The sequence below is a fragment of the Lujinxingia litoralis genome (assembly GCF_003260125.1).
Taxonomy (GTDB): Bacteria; Myxococcota_A; Bradymonadia; order Bradymonadales; family Bradymonadaceae; genus Lujinxingia; species Lujinxingia litoralis.
Genome location: NZ_QHKO01000012.1, coordinates 19,116 through 39,718, shown reverse-complemented (window position 1 = coordinate 39,718; position 20,603 = coordinate 19,116). Strand labels below are relative to the sequence as shown.

The 20,603-nt window shown below is 62.2% G+C and carries 14 protein-coding genes and 1 tRNA gene; 7 read left to right on the top strand and 8 right to left on the bottom strand.

What is annotated here, in order from left to right; translation table 11 throughout:
- Positions 1-43: 43 nt before the first annotated feature.
- The 6 genes from DL240_RS17805 to DL240_RS17780 all read right to left on the bottom strand — a co-directional run bounded on the left by DL240_RS17805 (position 44) and on the right by DL240_RS17780 (position 7,708).
- Positions 44-1,282, bottom strand: a complete 1,239-nt coding sequence (locus DL240_RS17805) for a M20/M25/M40 family metallo-hydrolase (RefSeq protein ID WP_111731256.1) — start codon at positions 1,280-1,282, stop codon at positions 44-46.
- 121 nt (positions 1,283-1,403) lie between these two features.
- Entirely contained in the window at positions 1,404-3,155 is a 1,752-nt protein-coding gene (locus tag DL240_RS17800) for an acyl-CoA dehydrogenase family protein (protein WP_111731255.1), read from the bottom strand.
- A 163-nt stretch (positions 3,156-3,318) separates the two neighbouring features.
- Positions 3,319-4,506 carry a serine/threonine-protein kinase gene (locus DL240_RS17795; protein WP_111731254.1) on the bottom strand — a complete coding sequence of 396 codons (1,188 nt, stop codon included), beginning with the start codon at positions 4,504-4,506 and terminating at the stop codon, positions 3,319-3,321.
- 189 nt (positions 4,507-4,695) lie between these two features.
- On the bottom strand, positions 4,696-5,916 hold the full coding sequence (locus tag DL240_RS17790; RefSeq protein ID WP_111731253.1) for a baeRF3 domain-containing protein: 1,221 nt from the start codon (positions 5,914-5,916) through the stop codon (positions 4,696-4,698).
- Positions 5,917-6,070: 154 nt separating this feature from the next.
- Complete coding sequence (locus DL240_RS17785; protein ID WP_158542725.1) at positions 6,071-7,342, bottom strand: mechanosensitive ion channel family protein; 1,272 nt, start codon at positions 7,340-7,342, stop codon at positions 6,071-6,073.
- 280 nt (positions 7,343-7,622) lie between these two features.
- Positions 7,623-7,708, bottom strand: a tRNA-Leu gene (locus tag DL240_RS17780).
- 207 nt (positions 7,709-7,915) lie between these two features.
- On the opposite strand from DL240_RS17780, the gene DL240_RS17775 reads away from it, so the two are divergent.
- Both DL240_RS17775 and DL240_RS17770 read left to right on the top strand, forming a co-directional pair.
- A complete protein-coding gene (locus tag DL240_RS17775) occupies positions 7,916-10,735 on the top strand; it encodes a neutral/alkaline non-lysosomal ceramidase N-terminal domain-containing protein (protein WP_111731251.1) in 2,820 nt (939 codons plus the stop codon).
- Complete coding sequence (locus tag DL240_RS17770; protein ID WP_111731250.1) at positions 10,732-11,325, top strand: hypothetical protein; 594 nt, start codon at positions 10,732-10,734, stop codon at positions 11,323-11,325. Before DL240_RS17775 ends, DL240_RS17770 begins: the two co-directional genes overlap by 4 nt.
- A gap of 142 nt (positions 11,326-11,467) precedes the next feature.
- Here the strand turns inward: DL240_RS17770 and DL240_RS17765 are convergent, their stop codons facing one another.
- Positions 11,468-12,769 (bottom strand): hypothetical protein, encoded by a 1,302-nt coding sequence (locus tag DL240_RS17765; RefSeq protein ID WP_146618392.1) that lies wholly within the window; start codon positions 12,767-12,769, stop codon positions 11,468-11,470.
- A 370-nt stretch (positions 12,770-13,139) separates the two neighbouring features.
- Here DL240_RS17765 and DL240_RS17760 point away from each other — a divergent pair, with 370 nt between their 5' ends.
- The 5 genes from DL240_RS17760 (at position 13,140) to DL240_RS17740 (ending at position 19,286) form a co-directional block, all read left to right on the top strand.
- Complete coding sequence (locus tag DL240_RS17760) at positions 13,140-15,098, top strand: choice-of-anchor D domain-containing protein (RefSeq protein WP_111731248.1); 1,959 nt, start codon at positions 13,140-13,142, stop codon at positions 15,096-15,098.
- Positions 15,099-15,418: 320 nt separating this feature from the next.
- Entirely contained in the window at positions 15,419-17,371 is a 1,953-nt protein-coding gene (locus DL240_RS17755; protein WP_158542723.1) for a choice-of-anchor D domain-containing protein, read from the top strand.
- A gap of 131 nt (positions 17,372-17,502) precedes the next feature.
- Positions 17,503-17,895, top strand: a complete 393-nt coding sequence (gene kal / locus DL240_RS17750) for a 3-aminobutyryl-CoA ammonia lyase (RefSeq protein ID WP_111731246.1) — start codon at positions 17,503-17,505, stop codon at positions 17,893-17,895.
- Between the two features lie 23 nt (positions 17,896-17,918).
- Positions 17,919-18,755 carry a 3-keto-5-aminohexanoate cleavage enzyme gene (gene kce, locus DL240_RS17745; RefSeq protein WP_111731245.1) on the top strand — a complete coding sequence of 279 codons (837 nt, stop codon included), beginning with the start codon at positions 17,919-17,921 and terminating at the stop codon, positions 18,753-18,755.
- A 237-nt stretch (positions 18,756-18,992) separates the two neighbouring features.
- Positions 18,993-19,286 carry an HU family DNA-binding protein gene (locus DL240_RS17740; protein ID WP_111731244.1) on the top strand — a complete coding sequence of 98 codons (294 nt, stop codon included), beginning with the start codon at positions 18,993-18,995 and terminating at the stop codon, positions 19,284-19,286.
- 236 nt (positions 19,287-19,522) lie between these two features.
- On the opposite strand, the gene DL240_RS17735 is transcribed toward DL240_RS17740, so the two are convergent.
- Positions 19,523-20,482 (bottom strand): decaprenyl-phosphate phosphoribosyltransferase, encoded by a 960-nt coding sequence (locus DL240_RS17735; protein WP_158542721.1) that lies wholly within the window; start codon positions 20,480-20,482, stop codon positions 19,523-19,525.
- Positions 20,483-20,603 lie beyond the last annotated feature (121 nt).

The following is a 20,603-nucleotide window of genomic DNA, read 5'->3' as shown; positions in this document are numbered from 1 at the left end:
CTCTTCAGGCGCCCCACAGGGGCGCCTCAAACATCACCGTGACTCAGGCGCCGCGGTGACTGAGCGTCTCAACCTGATCCAGGCGCGGGTGACCGTTGCGGAAATCATCCGCCGTCAATCCCTTGCCATCGTTGGCCTGGTCCATGTGCTGAAGTGTGCGCACCAACCCGTAGATCGAGGCCAGCACATCGCCGGTATGTCCCAGCTCCGATACCGTGTGCATGTTGCGAATCGGGAAACCGATCGAGGTCGCCGCCGCATCCACGCTCGCCAGCACCGCCGCCATCGCGTCGGTTCCGGTGTCGCGACCACACACATCCCGCTGCACGGGAATCTCGTTGGCCAGCGCCGTCTCTTCAAAGAGACGGTTGAGAAACTCGCTGGCCACCGCGCCCACGCTCAACGTGTAACCCTTGCCCATCTTCAGCGGGGTGAAGCGCTTGTCGCCCACACCCGGCGCCGCCTCCAGGTCGTGGTTCACATCCACGCCAATGACCACATCAGGCTTCAACTCGCCAGCGAGCACCCGGCTGCCAAAGCGACCGATCTCCTCGTGGGTGGCGATGGCAAAGAGCACGCGCACGTTCTTCAGCCCGCCCTCTTCCGCCAGAATGCGAGCACACTCCGCGCTCACAAAACAGCCCAGCCCGTTGTCCAGGTACGCGCCGGTGAAGCTGTCGGGCCCGAACCCACGACGAATCGGACGGTCGAGCAGGATCGGATCGCCGGCGCGAATCCCCAGCTTCTCAACCTGCTTCTTGCGATCCTCGCCATGAAGCCCCAGCTCCAGGTAGAGCTGCTCGGGCTTCAAGCCCTTGTCGCCGGTGCGCACCGAGCTGTCCGCGAAGTGAATCGCTCCCAGCGCCTCAATGGTCCCGCCGCGAAGCTCGCGGTAGCTTCCCGGCTTCTCGGGATCTTCGCTGAACAGAATGACTTCGTTACCGATCAGGGTCAGCGGCAAAAAGGAGTCGCTGTTAATCCAGATCTTGCCATCGTCGGAAATGCTGCGCACCTGCATGCGGATCTTATCGGCGTGGCCGATGATCATCACCGTCAGGCGCTCGTCTTCCCCCGGATGGGTATCGAGCACCAGGCCCGCGTTGCCGCGGAACTGATGTACCGCCCAGCCCTCCAACTTCACTTCGTCGAACCGCGGCTTGAGCACTCCGTAGCTCATTGCCGCCTCCAGCCCGATCGGGCTCGGCGCAGCGAGGACCTCACGCATGAAGTTGAATTGCGCCTCAGGCATCGACTCATTCCAGGGCTGCTTCGTCTCGCTCATAATCTCACTCATTTCAGGGTTACGTGAACTACCGGCGGCCAACCTAGTAACCGGCAGAGGCGCTGGCAACGATCGTTTATGACGCGGCGCGCCACCCGTAAGTGGCGTAAAATTTGCGCCCTCAGCGGCGCATCGCCAGTGTCTGTAAACGCCTGAGGTAACCCGATTCATCCACACCGCGCGGTTCGCGCACCCCGCGATCCAAAAAATGCTCCACCGAGGCTCGATCCACGGCTTCATCTTCCCCGTCGAGCGCGCCGCCATCGCGCTCCCAGACCCTCACCACGCCGTAAAACAGCGTGGCCAGCTGATCGACCAGCTCTCGCATCGCCAGACTGGCGCTGGCCTGATTCAGACTCAACACCCGGTCGACCTGTGCCGAAAGCTCGCCCAACGCCCGCGACAACTCCTCGGCCCGCTCATACTCGGCGCCCTGCACCTGATCGAGCAGCCCGCTTAAGTACGCAAAAAAGCCCGCGTGCACCCGGTAGCGGTGCATGTCGCGCAGCACCTGCATGTAAAGGGTGTTATGCGTCCCCTCCCAGTTCTCGTAGACGATCGCATCGCGCAACAAACGCGGCAGCACCGAAAAACTCTCGATGGCGCCATTGCCGCCCAGCACCTCAATGCCCTGCACGCAGGCCTGGCGGGCCGAGATCGCCGTACGCGACTTGTTGATGTTGATGGCCATGCGCAAAAACGCCGCCTCCTGCTCGCTGGCCTCCCCCTCATCCAGCCGATCCTGAAGCGCGCAGAGATGAAAATTCGCCGAAACCATCGCCTCCAACTCCGCGCGCATATCGCCCAGCGTCTCCTGCACCAGCGGGTAGTTGAGAATCGGCTGCCCAAAGGCCTCGCGGTGCTCCGCGTAGAGCCGGGCGCTGAGGTAAGCCCGACGCATCACCCCGCAACACCCCACCGCGTTGTAGAGACGCGAGGTGTTGATCACCAGGTTCATCATATGCTTGAAGCCCTGGCCGAGCTCCCCCATATGAAACGCCTGTGCCCCGCGAAAGTCGCACTCCCCCGAGGCCATCGAGCGCGTGCCCAGCTTATCCTTGAGACGACGCACGTAGAACTCGTTGACCGAGCCGTCTTCCAGAAGGCGCGGCACCAAAAAGAGCCCCAGCCCACGGGTGCCCTCCTGCCCCAGCTCCTCGACCCGCGCCGTCATCAGAAAGACGTCCGCATCGATATTTGAGCAGAACCACTTCTCCCCGTAGATCCGAAAACTCCCGTCTTCGGCCCGCAACGCCCGGGTCGCATTGGCCCCCACATCACTCCCGCCCTGAACCTCGGTCAGAAACTGGGCGCCCTCCAGGTGGTTGTCATACTCGGCGTCGAGAAACCCCGGCAGATACCTCGCTTTGAGCTCCTCGCTGCCCAGCTCCTGCAGTACCCGGATCACCCCGGCGGTACAGGCCAGCGGACAATTATGCCCGGCCTCCCCATTGAGGCTCGAGAGGTAAAAGCGACTCAGCGCCCCCAGGGTGTTCGGATGCTCGGCGTAGGCCGCCATCACCCCGGAGCCATAAATCATGCGCCCGGCCTCATGATAGCTCGGGTGATGATCGATGGCCTCGATACGCTCCCCAAAACCGGTGTAGCGCTGGAGCTGCGGAAGGTTGCCCGGCTCGTTATTCTTGCGCACCACCTCATCCAGCGGCCCCAACACCACCTGACCAAACGCAGCCAGCGCGGCCTCCAACGCCGGGCGACGCTCCGGCCTGGCGTAGCGCCTGATCACTCGCCGAAAATGCCCGTCGCCCTCAAAGGCGTTGTGGCGCATCGCCTCACCAAAGCCCTGAAGCGCCTGGCGACCACGGGCATTGGGTTGCGGAATTTCAAAGCTCGGCTCGATCGACTCGCTCATCGCTTCACTCCTTCAGGCCCCTCGCCATGGCGAGGGCGGTCACAGGGGCAGACGCGCGCAGGCAACGCGCTCTATCTCAACGCGCCAAACCTACACATCGCCCCGGACCTTCGCAAAGCGTGCGCCCCCCCCCGCCGCTGGTGATCGCTTGGCCGCCGGCAGCTCACCCCGGCGGCGGACCAAACTGCTGGTAGAGCATGTACATCAGGGTCACGATGAGCAGGATCAAGATCAGGCTCATCATCGTGACCACCGTCATCGGAGCCACCAGCGGCTGAGGGAAGATAAAGCGAATCCATCCCTCCCGGCGCACGGGTCGCTCGCCGCCTTCAGCCTCCAACTCAAAGAGATGCAGCGGCAGCGGACTGCGCTCACCGGTCTCTTCCAGCGCGTCGCCCTGCGGGGGAATGTAGATCGCCGCATCCGGATCCCGACCACGCTGCGCATCGCGCATCCGGCGCAGCCGATCCCGCACCTGGGCGGCGTCGCGCGGACGACGCTCCACTTCTTTTTCCAGCAGCTCAAAGGTCAACTCAATGACCTCTTCGGGGACGGCCTGCCCCACCCGCAGTCGCAGATTCGGCAGCGGCTCTGTCTTATGTGCCCGCATCAACGCCAGGTCATTCTCCCCCCGAAAAGGCGCCTCCCCTGCCAGCGCTGTAAAGAGGAGCACCCCCAGGCTGTATAAGTCGCTGCGCGCCGAAGGCGGCTTTCCATCCACCAGCTCCGGCGCAATGATCCCCGGCGTCCCGGCAACCTGCCCTCCCTGGGTCAGCTCCCGTTTACGCGAGAGCAACTTGGCCACCCCGAAATCCAGCAGCTTCACGTGGATCTGTCCGTCACGATGCCGCGAGAGCATGATGTTATCGAACTTCAAATCGCGATGAATGATCTGCTGACCGTGAGCCTCAATAAGCGCCTCACAGACCTGGGCGAAGACCTCCAAAATATCGGCCAGCCGCAAATGCCCGCGCCGCAACGCCTGGCGAAACGTCACCCCGTCGACGTACTCCATCACCAGGTAGGTCAGCCCCCCGGCGTCGGTGCCACTGTCGATAAGTTGCACCACGTGGGGGTGCGCCATACTGGCCACCAACTCCACCTCAAGCTGAAAACGCTCCACCAGCGAGGGATCCCGAGTGAGTGTGGGCTTGAGCACCTTCACCGCTACAGTGCGGTTCACGCTGAGCTGGCAGGCCTCAAAGATAATGCCCATGCCTCCGGCGTTGAGCACCCGATCCAGACGGTAGCGCCCATCAAGCACACGCCCCACCAGCAGCTGCGGCGCGTCGATCGGACGCGTCGAGGCTCGCCTCTTCGGGGGCGTTTTATCGGTGGGCTGCGTGGTCATACGGAGACGCTCACTGGGCTGCCAGCCTTCATCCAGATTCCATCTTCAATCAGCGTTTCACCATAGCCCCTAACAGTCCCACCGACAAAGCTCCGGCAGCCCAACCCGCCAAAAAAAGCGCCCCCGACGGTCGTCGGCGGCGCACTCCATTCCCGGCACTCTCAAGCTCGTGTACAGCCGCGCGTCCTCTCAGGCCCGCGGTGGTATCGGGGTATCCCCGCCCCTTAAGATCGCCCCCAGCCCGGTCTGGCTGGGCATGCGCTCCCGGGGCAGCACCACAACCTCCCCACCCATCTCAATGACCGCTTCGGCTAACTCGTCGTACACGTCTTTGGCCATGGCCTGATCCACCTCATCGGAATCGCCATTGACCTCGTGCACCTGACCGAGCTCACGATCGAAGTCCCCCAAAAGATGCGCCTCCTCATCAAGGAGCAGCATATGCACCCGCCCCTCCACTACCATGCGGGCGATCTGCGCCAGATCGATCTCCACGGCCCCTTTGCCGAAGTTTCGCTCCCAGAGCGCCAGCGCCCGATCCACCCTCTCCGAGGCCTGCGCCTCCACCATCGGCCAGGCTCGCTGATGAATCTCGGCATCGCTCCAGTAATGCACGTTGCCCTCGATCCCCTCGTTCACCAGCTGGGTAAGTCCGCTATGACGGGCGGCCTCATGAAAGAGCGGATGACAGTAGTCGACCGCCGCCAAAATCAGCGGTCCGCGGGCGTCGCCCAGATACTCGGCAATCGCCTCAGCGACCTGTGAGAAATACTGCTTGAGGTAGGCCTTATGCTGCTCCCGACCGCCCCCATGACCATGCACCATCGGCGACATAAAGCCCCCGCCGCGTCCCCGGGGCCCCTGGGCCGAACGCAACTTCATGCCGTCCTGCCCCTTCTCTTCCTCCAGCATCAGCGCATCGCGCAGGCTATGCGGCAGGTTCTCCACCTCCACCGGCCGCGCACCCGAGGCGCTACCCTCCCAGAGATTGACCTCTTCCTCCCCGACGGCCAGCACCCAGTAGCTCTCCGGCATCGCCAACATCCCCAGCAAGGGACGGGTGTGAAAGTTATCACCGACCACCACCTCGTCCTCAAAGCTGCGGGGCAGCCGATAAACCTTTTGAAAGCTGGGAGACGCAAAAATCGCCACCCCTTCACCGCTGTGGTTCCAGAAGTCCCGCTCCTCGGCCATCGCGTACAACGACTCCAACAACCTGCGACGCTCCTCCTCGTTGAGTAGATCTGCCGCTCTGAGCCGCCCTTCCACCTCGTCGATATGCCCGCGCAACTTCAAACGGTTGACCTTCCCCGTCATCTCCCGGCGCTCCACGGGCATGTAGATCGAGATCGCCGGGGCTTCGTGCACACCCACCAGCTCGCGAAACTCTGTCGTCCCAAAGCGGTCCATACCTTCTCCTTACATCCGTTGGATTGCTCTGCTCTCGAAGGCCTCCCCACTCGCCTCCGACGCCTCCCTGGCGCACTCGAAGTAATAAGACCGCCCCCCCCTACGGCAAGAAACCCAACAAGGACTTCCCCTTTATTTTCAACCCATTACCCAATCAACCCAACCCCTCCGAACTCAACCCCCTTACGTCTTCGCCCGCGCCCACGCGTGCTCCCATTCGCTGCAGACGCACCGGTGTCTCCAGATAGAGCGACTGGCTGGGAAAGGCAAAGGACCCTCCGGCCTCCTCAACGATGTCCATGATCTGAAAGAAGATCCGCTCGCGGATCGCATACCACTCGTAGCGATCACGCGTCTGCGCGTAGCACTGCACATCAATATCGAGCGAACTGGCCCCAAACCCCGAAAAACTCACCAGATAACGAGCGTTGTCGATGCCCTCGGCCCGGGCCAACAGCCTCCGCACCTGATCGATGATCCGCTCCAGCGTCGCCCGGGAGGTCCCATAGGTCATCGTCAACGTCGTCGAAATCGCCAGAACCTCGTCCTTATTGAGATTCTCCACCGCCGTGGTGGCCAGATCGGAGTTGGGCACCGTGATGATCGAACGCTCAAAAGTCATCAACTTCGTGGAGCGAAGCCCGATCTCGGTGACCACACCACAGCCGTGCTCCGACTGCACCAGATCCCCGATTTTGAAGGGACGATCGGTTAAAATCATCACCGAGCCAAACCAGTTTGAGAGCGTCGATTGCGCGGCCAGCGCAAAGGCCAGCCCGCCCAGTCCCAGCCCGGCGATGAGACTCGTCACATCGTAGCCCCACTGCTGAATGATCGTGATCACCATCACCACGATCACCAGCAGACGCATGACCCGCTTGACCAGGGGCACCAGATGATCATCGACCGCCGTATCACTGCGCCGGGCTAGCCCCTCCAGATAGGCCCCCACCGCGTCAACCACGTTGAAGACCATCCAGGCCACAAAGCCCGTGCCCAACGTCTGCAGCACCAGCACCACCACCTGATGGAGCGCCTGAGGCACCTGCACTATGAGCACCGCGACGTAGATCGCGATCAGATTGATAAGCCACCCCAGGGGCCGGCGAATCGCCTGAATCAGACGATCATCAACATCGTTCTTCGTCCGCGCGGCAAGTTTTTCCAGCGGCCGCAGCAGGCGATCCAGAAGGGTGGTGCGCATGAGAATGCCCGCCATCAGTACCAGACAGGCCGCTCCCACGCGCCACAATGCGATCTCCAAAAGATCCAACGAGAGCACATCCGCAAGCACCGCCTCGTACGCCGGCAAGGGAGCGTGCGTCCCCCCTCCCGGGTCCGATGGCGTAGATGACTGTGCCCAAACCAGCCCCCGGTTCAGCCCCAGGCCGACGCTCCAACCCACCACAAACAGCAGCAGATGCATAAGACCTTTGACGTGTGACATCCGATCGCTCTCCTGGCGTGTGTGTTCCACCCGTGATCTTTCCCCGCACCGCCCCCGGCCAACAAACGCACTGCCCCGTAACACGCTTATCGCAGGCAAGAAAAAGAGGTCCTCTTGTACAGAAGAAGCCCCCACCTCCCGAATAGCGCCGCTCGCCCCCTAACAGGGACCACTCGTCCCACCGCGCAACAGAGCACCTTGCCAGGGTACAGAGACGAAAAAACCCCTTAACCTTTTGTTGGTTAAGGGGTTTCGATGATGCGGAAGGGGGGAGTCGAACCCCCACGGGCTTTTACGCCCACTGGATCCTTAGTCCAGCGCGTCTACCAATTCCGCCACTTCCGCTTGCCGTCTCGGGGTTTCCCCCTCAGCGAGCTTGAAGGTGTATAAGCAGACGCGCAGAAGCTGTCAATCCAAAAAACGCATCGAGCCTTTAAAAAGTACTCCCTGGCAACCCGGCGTTGTTTGCCAGGCCGCAACCCGATAGGATTTGCCCACTTTTCCCAGGTCCTTTTCTCAGCGGTGTTCTCCGCTCGATGCCCGGAGTTTCCAGTGCGATCTCAACGCTTATCTCTTTTTGGTGCGCTTCTGGTGGCGCTCTTAAGTCTGACGGCCTGCTCGGAACCCGCCGGCCCCGCCGATACCCCCGATGCCGGCGGCGAGGATGCCGACGGTGGTGAACAAGACACCGACACGGGCCCGCAGAGCTGCCAGTTCCAGTCCGAATGTGCTCACGGCACCTACTGCGACACCGAGGCCGGTCACTGCGTGCCCTCCCCCTCCTGTGGCACGCGCCAGCAGTGGGCGGTATGCGTGGACGCTTTCAAAGAGATCGACGAAGACCTGGCCCGTCGCGTCACCTGCATCGACCGCAGCTGCGTGGTCCACTGCGCGCTCGACACCCACTGTCCCGAAGGCAACGTCTGCACCAACAACGGCGAGTGCCTCCCCTTTGGCGGAGAGCTCACTGGCGAACACCCCGGCGGTGACGAGGCGGCGCCCCTGCAGGCCGGCGTCTCCAACGTGCTGATGAACTTCCCCATCGGCCTCTCCATGGGCGGATATGGCTCGCGGGCTGCGTTTAACGCCGGACGCTACGTGGAGTCGATCAAACCCAGCCGCGGTCAGATGCACGGCCTCTACGCCCGCGGCCTGGCACTCGACGACGGAACCCGCCAGCTGATCCTCTTGCGCCTGCCCATCATCTTCCCCTCCGGTGCGCTGCACGAAGCCGTCGCTCGCCGGCTCCAGGAGGAGACCGGTCGGGACTGGCGCTCCAGCCTGGTAATCAGCGGCACCCATACCCACTCCGGCCCCGGACGCCACTGGCACCTGCCCGCCGGCGACGAAGCCGCCCTCCCACTGGGCGCGCTCGGCACCGATGAGTTCCACCAGCAGGTCTTCGACTGGCTCACCGATTCGGTCTCCGAAGCCGCGCTGGCCGCACTCGACGACCTGGCCCCGGCCCGCATGGGCTGGGAAGTCGTCGAAAGCTTCGATGTCGACGACGTCATCTCCAGCGACCGCTGGGGTGCCACGCCGGCGTTTGACGATAACCGCGTGCTGATGCTGCGCGTCGACGACCTGGAGGGCAACCCCCGCGGAGTCCTCCTGAGCTTTGGCACCCACGGCACCCACAACTCCGGGGACTACCTCACCGGCGACGCCCCGCTGGGCATTGAACGGGGCCTGGAACAGGCCCTGGGCCAGGAGTACGACCGCTTCGTGCCGGTGATGTACTTCAATCAAAACGGCGGCACGATGTCGCCCCGGGGCGATAGCTTCGGACACCGCGGACCCCAGATCTTTGAGCGTTTAGGCGCCCACATCGTCGATCGCGTCTTTGAGCCCCTGACCCAGATGGAAACCACCACCGAGTGGAACTTCAAGGGCCATACCCAGCGCTTCTCCATTCAATACGACGACCTGAACTACGCTCCCGGCGAGTTTAGTCAGGACGGCATCAGCACCATCGACGACACTTTCTACATGGGCGGGTTTCAATGCGCGCTGCCCGAAGATAACGATCCGACCACCCACGCCGTCCCGGGAGAATTCGGCTGCCAGGGCATCCATCAGATCGCCTTCCACCGACCGGTCACCCTCTTCGGAAAGAGCCAGCTCACCGCGCTGCAGCTCAATGACCTGACCATCGTCACCATGCCCGGAGAGCTGGCCATGGAACTGGGCTGGGATATCCAGCGGGCGCTGCGTGACGCCTGGGACATCGATCCCTTCAAGTCCTTTACCTGGGGCTATGCTCAGGATCACCTGCTCTACCTGACCCCGACCAACGTCCGTGGCGAAAAGCCCCCCTTCCCGGGTCATTCCCTGGAGGGCGATCTCGACGACTATCCCGACTACACCTTCAGCTACCTTCAAGGCGGCTATGAGGCCCAGATGGGCCCCTGGGGCTTCCGCTTCGGAGACTACCTGGTCGAGCGCGCGGTGGAAGCCGTGGGCATCATGCGTGGTGAAGAGGTCAGCGTGGCGGTCCCGACGCCGCTTCCCGACGAGTTCAAGCCCACCGGCCAACCGGACTTCCCCATCGACCCCAGCGATCCGCAGGACGTGGGCACGATCCTCAACCAGCCTCCGACGCAGGTCGAACGCCGCCAGGCGATCGACATCACCTGGCGCGGCGGAGACCCCGGCGCAGAAATGCCGCAGGCCCCCCGCATCATCCTGGAGCGCGCCGACGAAAACGACGCCTTTGCCCCGGTGATCCGCCCCAGCCGCGCGGTCTACGATAACCGCGAGCCCGTGTTCATGACCCGCGTACGCAATGGCGACGACGGCGCCTGGGAATGGGGCGCCTACTGGGAAGAAACCCACGACTTTGAACCGGGCACCTATCGCTTCCGCATCGAAGGTCACTACCTTCACCCGGATACCGGCGAACGCACCCCCTACAGCAGCACCACCGACACCTTTGAGCTGGTGCCTTCGACCGCGCTCAACATCGACCAGGTGCAGATGCTCGACGGCACCACCATGGAGGTTCGCCTCAGCTACCCTTCCGCCGATAGACTCTTGACCAACGGCCCCACCAACGACATCGCCGCCCTCCAGGGCTCCTACCGCATGCACCACCCCGCGGTCGCCACCGGTCTCCCGATCCCGCTGGAAGAGCACTTCGACCAGCTCTCGGGCCAGGTAACCCAGAACGGCAACACCCGCACGGTGAGCATTGACTCTGTAGAGACTACCCTTGAGACAGTAGAGGGCCGCAGCGACGTGCCAGTCACCCGGGCCCAGCTGCGCATCACGCCCCCCATCACCGACGGCGACGTCGAACTCGACCTGAGCGTCACCGACGCCTTCGGCAACTCCGGCCAACTCCAAACCACCCAGACTGTGGATGTACCATGACCCCTTCGCTCGTCTCGCCAGTCACGCTGGGGCTTGCCCTGGCGCTGGCCTGCGGCTGCAAAATTCCCACCGCCTCGGGGCCGGCCCCCAAACCCACGCTCGAAGACGCGCTGGGTCGATGGACGCTCGACGCCTACCTGGTGGACGAGCAGGGCTGCGCCCCGAAGCCGGCCCACAGCCCCCTGGTGGGGCTGGAAGTGCGGCGCGCCGAAGGCGAACTCCAGGCCATTGAGATCGCCGATTGCACCTCGTTTGAGGCGTGCGCCCCCCAGGTACGCCCTGAAGATCGCCTGATCTGGCGGGACGACCAGGCCCTGGCCCGGGGCGCCTATACCTACGCGTCCCCGGCCACCGAAGGGGAGATTGAGAGTTGGTGCAAGGTCGGCCGCGTGGACTCGGAGTTGCGCCTTGATGGCCCTCGGCTCCACCACACTCGTCAGCACTACGAGGCGCTCATCGCGATGGAAGGCGATCTGGAATGTGCGCCAGCGCTGGCCGACGAGCTGGGAGAAGATACCCCCTGCGTGCGCTCCGAGGTCTTTGAGCTGGTTCCCTATACCCCTCCGTCGGCTCGCGCGGCTTCGGAATAGCCCCGAACGCATCGCCGCTGACCTTGCAAAAAAGGCCCCCGGAAGCTGAGCTTCCGGGGGCCTTTTTCGTCTCTATCGCAATCTCAATTCGCGCGAGGTTCGGGCTGCCTTCAGCCAGCCCGCAGCCTTGAAAAGAACCACCTCACACACACTGACCGCTGGCCGAGCAGCTCAACCCACTGGGGCAATCGCAATCATCGTCGCACTCACCGATGCTACTCGAGGGATCTTCACACATGCCACTGTTGAGGTTGCACACTTCACCACTGTCACAGTTCTGGTTGCAGCTGCACGGCGTCTCGCAGCTGCCGTCGACACAGATCTCACTGCGAGCACACTCGGCGGTTGCCCGGCACTCCACGTTGGGATCTTTGACGCAGTAGTTCAGACTCGAGCAAATGAACCCATCTCCACACTCCGCATTGCTCTGACAGGCCGGCTCACAGCTGGCCTCCACGCAGATGTTGCCCGCCGCGCAATCACCACTGCGGCGACACTCCACAACTTCGCAGAGCCCCTGACGGCAGCGCTCGTTACCGCCGCAATCATCATTTGCCGAGCACGTCGCCACACACTGCCCGTCAACACAGCGCGCATCGGAGTCGCACTCTTCATTGAAGATGCAGCTGTTGTTCTGGGACACGCACTCCCCATCGATGCAAATCTCGCTGGCCGAGCAGTCATTGCGATCCACGCACTCGGGCTGATTCACCGCCACACAGCGCAGATTACGGCACTCCTGACCACTGGGGCAGGGATTGTTGGTGCCACACTCCGCCGTCTCCGGTCCGACGCAGGTGTTGTTCACACAGCTCTCGCCCAGCTCGCAATCGTTGGCCCGCACACACTCCAACTCCGGCGACGGATTACAGGTCCGCAGCCCATCAAGCCCGATGTCCGGCAGGCACTGCGCAGAAACGCCAGTCTCGCCGCTAATGTTCACGCACGAGAAGCCCGCAGGGCATTCGTGATTGTACTCGCAGCCTCGCCCGCACACCTTTTCACCGGTGTTCGTCGCCTGATCATAATTGAGGCGGATGCACAACGCCCCCTCCTCCACACAGTCCGCCGCCGACTCACACGCCTGACAGAGTCCCGAGTCACCACTCAACTCGGTATCCCCGGCCACACAGCGATTACTCACGCAGATCTGACCCCGATCGCACTCCACATCGCTGTAGCACTCCGCCGACTCCCACGGGTCGGTGTAGGGGTCATCCGGATAATACGTCTCATCACAGGTCGTCGTGCAGGTGGTCTCCACCCAGTACTCGTCCCAGCACTCCCAGGCGTCGCAGTAGGTCTGCACCATCTCGTAATCGTAGCAGTCCACCTGGCAGTCATCGTCGTGATAGTCCGTCTCCGAGACAATCAAACACCCCGGCAAAGTCAGCGCCGCAACCACCAGCGTCGCTAACATTCTCCACATCGCATCGGCGTTCATCTTCTCTCTCCTCTTCGCTTTTGGCGGGTGGCCGGCTGGCCAGGTTGCTCACACGGGACACGACCTTACATCATCGACACCTACATCGACGGGGCCCGAATTTGCTTTATTCAATCCGATCTTCCGCGAGATCTCCAACCTCCAGTTACGCTCCCATACATCACGCCTTCAGCCCTCATTGTGGCCACCAGATAGCACGCCCTCACAGCATTATTCACGTATCTTTTGACGCCTCTGTCACTCTTCGCTACCCTGAGCCAATTGTGAGCGCGCCAGTGATCGCCCTTTGTCACGAACTTCGGTTCCCGATCCCCTGCTCGCTTACCGGTGCTCACGTTCCACTGGCCCACGATTTCCGACGGTTTCTAACATGATCGAGACATTCTCACTTACTCGTCGTCCCTCCGGCATCGCGCTGCTCCTAAGCGTCTTTTTTGCCCTGGGTCTCATCGCCTGCTCCGACGATCCCGGTGACGGCAATTTCGACACCATTAACACCGGAACGCTGACGGTCTCTCCGACCAGCCTCAACTTCGAGCAGGTCGCCCTGGGAGACTCCATCGCCGAGATGATCACGATCACCAACACCGGTGAAGGCGCGCTTACTGTCCACAGTTTTGAAATCCTCGGCGAGCAGTCCTCGGTCTTCAGCCTGGCCGATGACACCCCCGCCGCGTTGAACCTGGAGCCCAATGAGTTCGCTGAGATCTACGTCGAGTATGCCCCGACGCAGATTGCCCCGGCCAGCAGCGAGCTTTTCATGCGCTCCAATGACCCGGCCTCGGAAGTCTTCTCAGTGCCGCTCACCGCCGCCGCCCCCGAACCTCAGATCTTCACCCCCGAAATCGTGACTTTTGCCCGCACCCCCGAGGGCAGCGAAGACTGGCGCGTCACCGAGATCACCAACATCGGCTATGCTCCGCTCGAAATCGACTCCATCTCGCTCGACGGCCATTCCGACTTCTCCATGAAATTCCCCCGCGCGCTCACGCCGGAAGAAATTGAAGAAGGACTCGCCGCCGCCCCCCGTGAAGACGACTCCGATGTCGCTCCCCAGGTACTGCAACCCGGGGAGTCGGCCATGGTCCGCGTGATCTTCCTCCCGACCAGCTCCGAGTTCCGCACCGCCGAAATCACGATCGAAAGCAACGACCCGGCTACACCGCGCACCAAAGTCCTGATCTCGGCCAACAGCGACGCCCCCTGCCTGGAGCTGGAGAGCGAAGAAATCAACTTCGGCCAGGCCTCCATCGACCGGGTCGCTCGCCGCACCGTCGCTCTGACCAACTGCAGCAGCATCGCCGAACTGGCCATCGGCTCCATGGAATTTGAGGACGACGCCGGTGGAGTCTTCGGTATTGTCGAGTCCACCCTCCCTGGCGGACTCGCCGACGGCGACGTCGCCATCCTTGGCCCCCGTGAGAGCGTTAACTTCGTGCTCACCTACAACCCCATCGAAGAACGCCTGGACGAAGGCGTACTAAAGATCAGCAGCAACGACGCGGCTCGCCGCTACGCCTACGCCAACGTCATCGGACAAGGCTCACTGCTGACCTGCCCCGAAGCCATCGCCCGCGCCCGCGTCGACGGCACCTCCCGCTGGTTCACCGCCCAGGAAGGCCTGATCGCCAGCCCGCTGGCCACGATCGAGTTTGACGGCAGCCTCTCCAACGATCCCGACGGCACCCAGGTCACCTACGAGTGGGCCCTTCGCGACAAGCCACTCAGCGCACAGACCCAGCTCTCCCCCAGCATCACCACCGAGAGCCCCACCCTGTGGTTGCCTTACGCCGGGCGTTATGTGGTTGAGTTGACCGTGTACGACGGCGCCGGCCTGGCCTCCTGTGAACCCTCCGAGTTCTTCATTGACGTCATCCCAGGTGGCGACATCTGGGTGGAGTCTTCTTGGAATAGTCCTGTCGGAGCCCGCACAGATATTGACTTGCACTACGTCAACCTGAACCACGCAGATCAATGGAACAGCTCCCCCTGGGACGTGTACTTTGCCAACAAAAGACCTTCCTGGAACGATGGCAGCACCGTATCGCTCGACATTGATGACACCTGCTGTGGCGGTCCGGAAAACCTCAATCATGATGATGCGGCCGCGGGAACGTATGCCTTTGGCGCGTACTACTACCCGAGCACATCCGCTGGCGACAACCCTGTCGACGTTGACGTTCGTGTCTACCTGGGGGGCTCGCTGGCCCAGGAGTTCTACCGCCGCATGAACAACCGGAGCGAGTTCTGGTACATCGCCGAAGTCTCCGTCCCCGACTACGGGATTACGGTCGTCGACCAGCTGACCGACGGCTACCCTTCGCTCTAAATCCGACATAAGCGCTGTTCGAACCGGCGCGTATGACCTCCGGGTAACCAGTCCGAGGCCGAAGCACATGTGCTTCGGCCTCGCGTGCTCTGAGCAGCCCCCACCCAAGCAACCTCCCCCCCCGCGTTACCAACGCCCCGGGTGCGGTGACTCCGAACCCCCACCGAATTATTGACGTAAGCTCAGGCTCCGCCTATAGTTTCGTCTCTGACTCAGGCTTGACTGGCTGCGATATGCTCCGGCGCTCTTGGAATGTTAAAGCACCGGCGCACTTTTGCTGGCGGAGACGCCGCATCACCACGAACGAAGGATGCCCCCCCATGACCCGATCCTCCCCATCCTATCTGCGCGACGGCAAACATGTGCTGCTGCTTGCAATGACCCTGCTCTTTGCCCTCCTCGCCAGCGCCTGTGGCGATGAAGACATCGCCAGCAGCGAATCTGCAGGCTTTGAACTCACGCCCAATCCGATCTCCTTCCAACAGATCTCCCTGGGCGAAGAGATCAGCGAGTTCATCACCATCTCCAATAACGGTGATGGCACCCTGCGCATCTCCGAAATCGAGCTCCTGGACAGCGGCAACGCTTCGGCCGAGGCCTTCCATCCCGGGGCAGACTGGCCCGAGGGCGTGTTGGAGATTCCCGCCAGCGAGTCCTATTCCTTCGAACTTATTTACCGCCCCGAACAGACCATCAGCTACGGTGGTGTGCTTCGCCTTAAGACCAACGTCATGGACGCGGGCACCAGCGGCGTCGTCAATGTCAATATCACCACCCAGTCGCTTCAGCCGGAGCTCTTCACCCAGCAGCGCCTGTCCTTCCCACGAGTGCCCGCGGGCAGCCAAGACTGGACTCTGACTCAGATCTCTAACATCGGTCAGGCTCCCCTGCGCATCGACGACATCCTGGCCGGCGGCAACACGGAATTCTCAATCAGCTTCCCCGGCCCCCGCGACAGCGAAGGCGTCTTGCCTCCTCCAGAGCAGGATACCAGCACCTTCCCCTCCGAACTCGCTCCTGACGAGTCCTTCGAGATGCGCGTATGGTTTGAGCCCGTCACCGACGACCCCACAACCGGCGAAATCACCATCTACAGCAACGATCCGGCTCGCGAAGAGTTTCGCATCGATCTCTCCGGCAACAGCGGTTCGGCCTGCATCAGCGTGACCGACGAAGACGGCATTGACTTCAACGTCGCAACCATCGACCGCGCCTCCAATCGCACCATCACCGTAAGCAACTGCTCCCCGGGCTCCGAACTCATCGTCAACGAGATCGAGCTGAGCAACGACGGTCAGGGCACCTTTAGCCTTCGTCCGGAAAGCATGCCTGAGTTGCCGCTGACCCTGCTTGCCCGGGAGTCCGCCAACTTCGTGCTCACCTACACCCCGGATGATGTGGTCACCAACAGCGGCGAGCTGCGCATCACTTCCAACGATCCGGCCAAGGGCGTGCTCAATATTCCGCTTGCCGGTCAGGGTACCGACTCGATCTGCCCCACCGCCGTGGCTACCGCCGCCATCCAGGGCTCCAACCGCTTCCAGCCCGAGCTCAGCGCCAGCCCCCTGGAGACCATTCAGTTAAACGCCACCGACTCCGAAGATCCCGATGGCACCAACCTCACCTATGAATGGAGTGTCATCACCCGCCCGGTCGGCTCGCTGGCCCAGCTTCAACCCAACTCGGCCAGTGCCCAGCCCACCTTCTGGCTCGATCTTGCCGGTGAGTACGAATTTGAGCTGGTCGTCTACGACGAGTTCGGCATGGCCTCCTGCGAATCGGCCATCGTGCGCGTAACCGCGGTGCCCGATGATGACATCCACATTCAGCTGACCTGGACCATCCCCAACGTACCCAATCCCGTCAAAAACGTCCGTGGTACAGATCTCGACCTTCACTATATGCATCCAAACGGCAGCTGGGGAGATCGCACCGGCAATGCCGTCTGGTGGGCTGCCCGACACGCAACATCCTGGGGGGCATCACTGGATATCGACGACCTCTGGGGCGTCGCTCCCGAAAACATCAACCACAATGGCCCGGTCGACGGACTGAACTACGCGGTAGGCGTGCACTACTATAACGACTATGGCAACGGCGCTTCCCTGGCCACGGTCCGCTTCTACATCAGCCAGCAACTGGTTTACGAGAAGCTCGATAAGCGCCTGCCCTCAATGGGCACGTTCTGGTACGTGGGCGGCATCTCCTGGAATTCCCAGGCAAATTCAACGGTCTTTACCATGGATCAATTTATCCCGGTGACGATCCGCTAACATGCCTGAGCACGCTTGCCTTTGACAGGCTCGCTGGCCATGATTCGGGCGCCCTCTCCTTTGGGGAGGGCGCCCGATTCTTTTCTTGCTGCAACCCACTGAATAGCCCCTTCGATAGCGGAGCCCCCCCGATGAATGCCCCCGAAGCGATGATTCGCATGCGCATTGGCATGGAACAGGTCCACTACGCCGGCGACCTGGTTGACGGCGCCATGATGCTCAAACTCTTTGGCGATGTGGCCACCGAACTCCTGATTCGCCACGATGGTGATGAAGGCCTCTTCCGCGCCTACGACTCGGTGGAGTTTCTGGCACCGGTGCAGGCCGGCGACTACATCGAGGCCACCGGCACCATCACCCACGTCGGGCGCTCCAGCCGCAAGATGGAGTTTGTCGCCAAAAAAGTCATTCGACTCACCGGCAACCCGGACAATCCGGCCGAAGCCGAAGTCCTGGACGAGCCCATCATCGTCTGTCGAGCCAGCGGTACTTGCGTGGTCCCCGTCGAACGTCAGCGCGCTTAACACCTCATCCCAAGGAGCCTCCAATGAGCCAGGCCAAGCCCCTGATCATCACCGCCGCCGTGGTCGGCGCCGAGGTCATGCGTGAGCACACCCCACATGTGCCCTACACCCCGGTGGAGATCGCCGAAGAGGCCGCCCGCTGCCGTCAGGCCGGCGCGGCCATGGTGCATGTACACGGTCGCCTCGACGACGGCACCCCCACTCAGGACCGTGACACCTTTGAGCAGATTCTCAACGAAACTCGCCAACGCACCGACACCCTGATCCAGTTCTCCACCGGTGGAGCCGTCTGGATGAGCGTCGACGAGCGCATCGAAGGTCTGGAGCTTCGCCCGGACATGGCCACCCTGACCACGGGCACGGTCAACTTCGGCGATGACGTCTTCATGAACTCGTTGCCAATGATCCGCCAGATCGCCTCCCGCCAACGCGAACTGGGCATCGTCCCCGAAATCGAAGTCTTCGACACCGGCATGGTCGACACCGCCCTCAACCTGCTCAAAGAAGGCGTGGTCACTGCCCCTCTGCACTTCGACTTCGTGCTGGGAGTCCCCGGCGCCATGGGCGCGCGCCCCGAAAATCTGCGCTTCCTGGTCGACATGCTCCCCGACGACGCCACCTGGTCGGTGGCCGGTATCGGCCGACACCAACTTCCCCTGGCCGAGCTCGCCATTGACATGGGCGGGCACGTGCGCGTGGGCCTCGAAGACAACATCTATTTGGCACGTGGCGTACTCGCCAAAGGCTCCTACGAACTCGTCGAACGCGTCGCCGAATTAGCTGCCAGCGCTGGTCGCCCGCTGGCCACTCCACAGCAGGCTCGCCAGCTCTTGAACCTCGATCGTTTCGCTACAACCTGAGCTGGCCGAAGTGCCCCTTCGCCCGAGTTTTCGCGCTAAAAGCGCCTTGCAAATTGCCGGATAGCGCGTAAATAAGAATTGACACGCGATCTGGCCACCCCTATCCTCGGCCACGATTCGCAGTCCGAAGTCCATGGATACTCACTCAGCCGACTCCCTGATACTGCGTTGGTTGAACCTGGGTTGGAATGGTTTTAGCCACGTTCTCACCTTAATTTCTGTTTTAAGGGGATCACCATGACGAAGTCCGATCTGATCAACGCCGTTAACGCCGTCGCCGCCGAAAAAGGCATTGAACTCACCAAGAAGGACACCGGTGAGATCATCGACATCCTCTTCGAAACCGTCTCCATGACCGTCAAAGAAGAAGAGCGCTTCTCCTACCCCAACTTCGGCACCTTCTCCGTCAAGCACCGCAAGGCGCGCGAAGGTCGCAACCCGCGCACCGGCAAGACCATTGAGATCCCCGCCTCCTACTCGGTGGGCTTCAAGCCGGCGCCGCACCTCAAGGACCTGGTCAACGACAAGTAAGACCAGCCTCTTGAGCCAGGCGTCAGGCTCACCGGAAACGGTGCTCTCGTGGCGTCAATAAAGCTCGTTAAAGCCTCCATCCTCGTCGGTGGAGGCTTTTTTTATGGAATGCACTCCTTAAATCCCGCCCCCCCATCCCGCTACCTGCTCTGGCATCTTAGCCGGCGGCGTCTACTCTCTGCCCCTGGCGAGCACGGCGAATCTCCGCGCTCGACCCGGCCCCCCATCCCCCGACTTCAGAGCACGCTCAACACCAGCATCACCACACCCCACAGCGCAATGTTGAGCACAAAGGGCTTGTCACGAAGCATCATCTCCGTGGGACTGCGGGCATCATCGCGGCGCACGATCTGAAAGAAGCGCGCCAGCCCCACAACCACCATCGGAATGGTCACCGGAAGCCATATGCTCGCAAAGGGGGTGCTCACCGTGCGCAGGGGCTGGTCCGGGAGCGACGCCGTCAATGTATAAATGGTGTACGCCGCCGTGGTCAGACCCGAGGTCACCAGCATGCCGAAGTCGACATTCTCCAGGCGATAGCTATCCAGCACCCGACGCGTACGCTCCACCGTGCCACTGAGGTATAGCGCCAGTTCATGGCGGCGCTTGCCCAGCCCCAGGTATAGCGCCAGCAAAAAGGTGCAGGCGATCAACCACTCCGAAACCATCACCGAGACGGCCGCCGCTCCGGCGAGGACCCGCAGCACAAAGCCGGTGGCGATGATGGCTACATCAACAAAGGCGTAGTGCTTAAGCCTGATCGAGTACGCCAGGTTCATCACCAGATAGGTGCCCACCACCGCTGCAAACAATGGCGAGAGCAGGTACGACGCGATCGACGCGCTCCCACCAATGACCACCAGTGCCCGCCAGGCCGTGGCCTCCGGCAACTCCCCGGAAGCAATGGGTCGATGACGCTTGATCGGGTGCTCCCGGTCCCGCTCCACATCCATCAGGTCGTTGAGCACATAGACCGTGCCCGCCGCCAGTGAATAGAGCAGCGCCGCGGCCAGGGCCTTCCCGGCAAGAAGCGGGTCGGTATACGCCTTGGCAAAAAAGAGCGGCGCCAAAACAAAGGCATTTTTGACCCACTGATGCGGGCGCAAACTCTTCCAGAGCCCGCGCCAGGGGCGCGGCTCTACAGCCTCATTCACATGTTGGGCGACAGCGGCCGCCGATGGGTTCTGCTCTGGCACAATCCCGTCCAGGTCTGCTAAGTCACTCTTGTTGTTGCGCTCGCGCGCCGGCCCTCACCGGCACATCTTTACCACAGATCCCTCCCCGACTTCCTCCCCGACGCGATCGCCCTGCCATCTG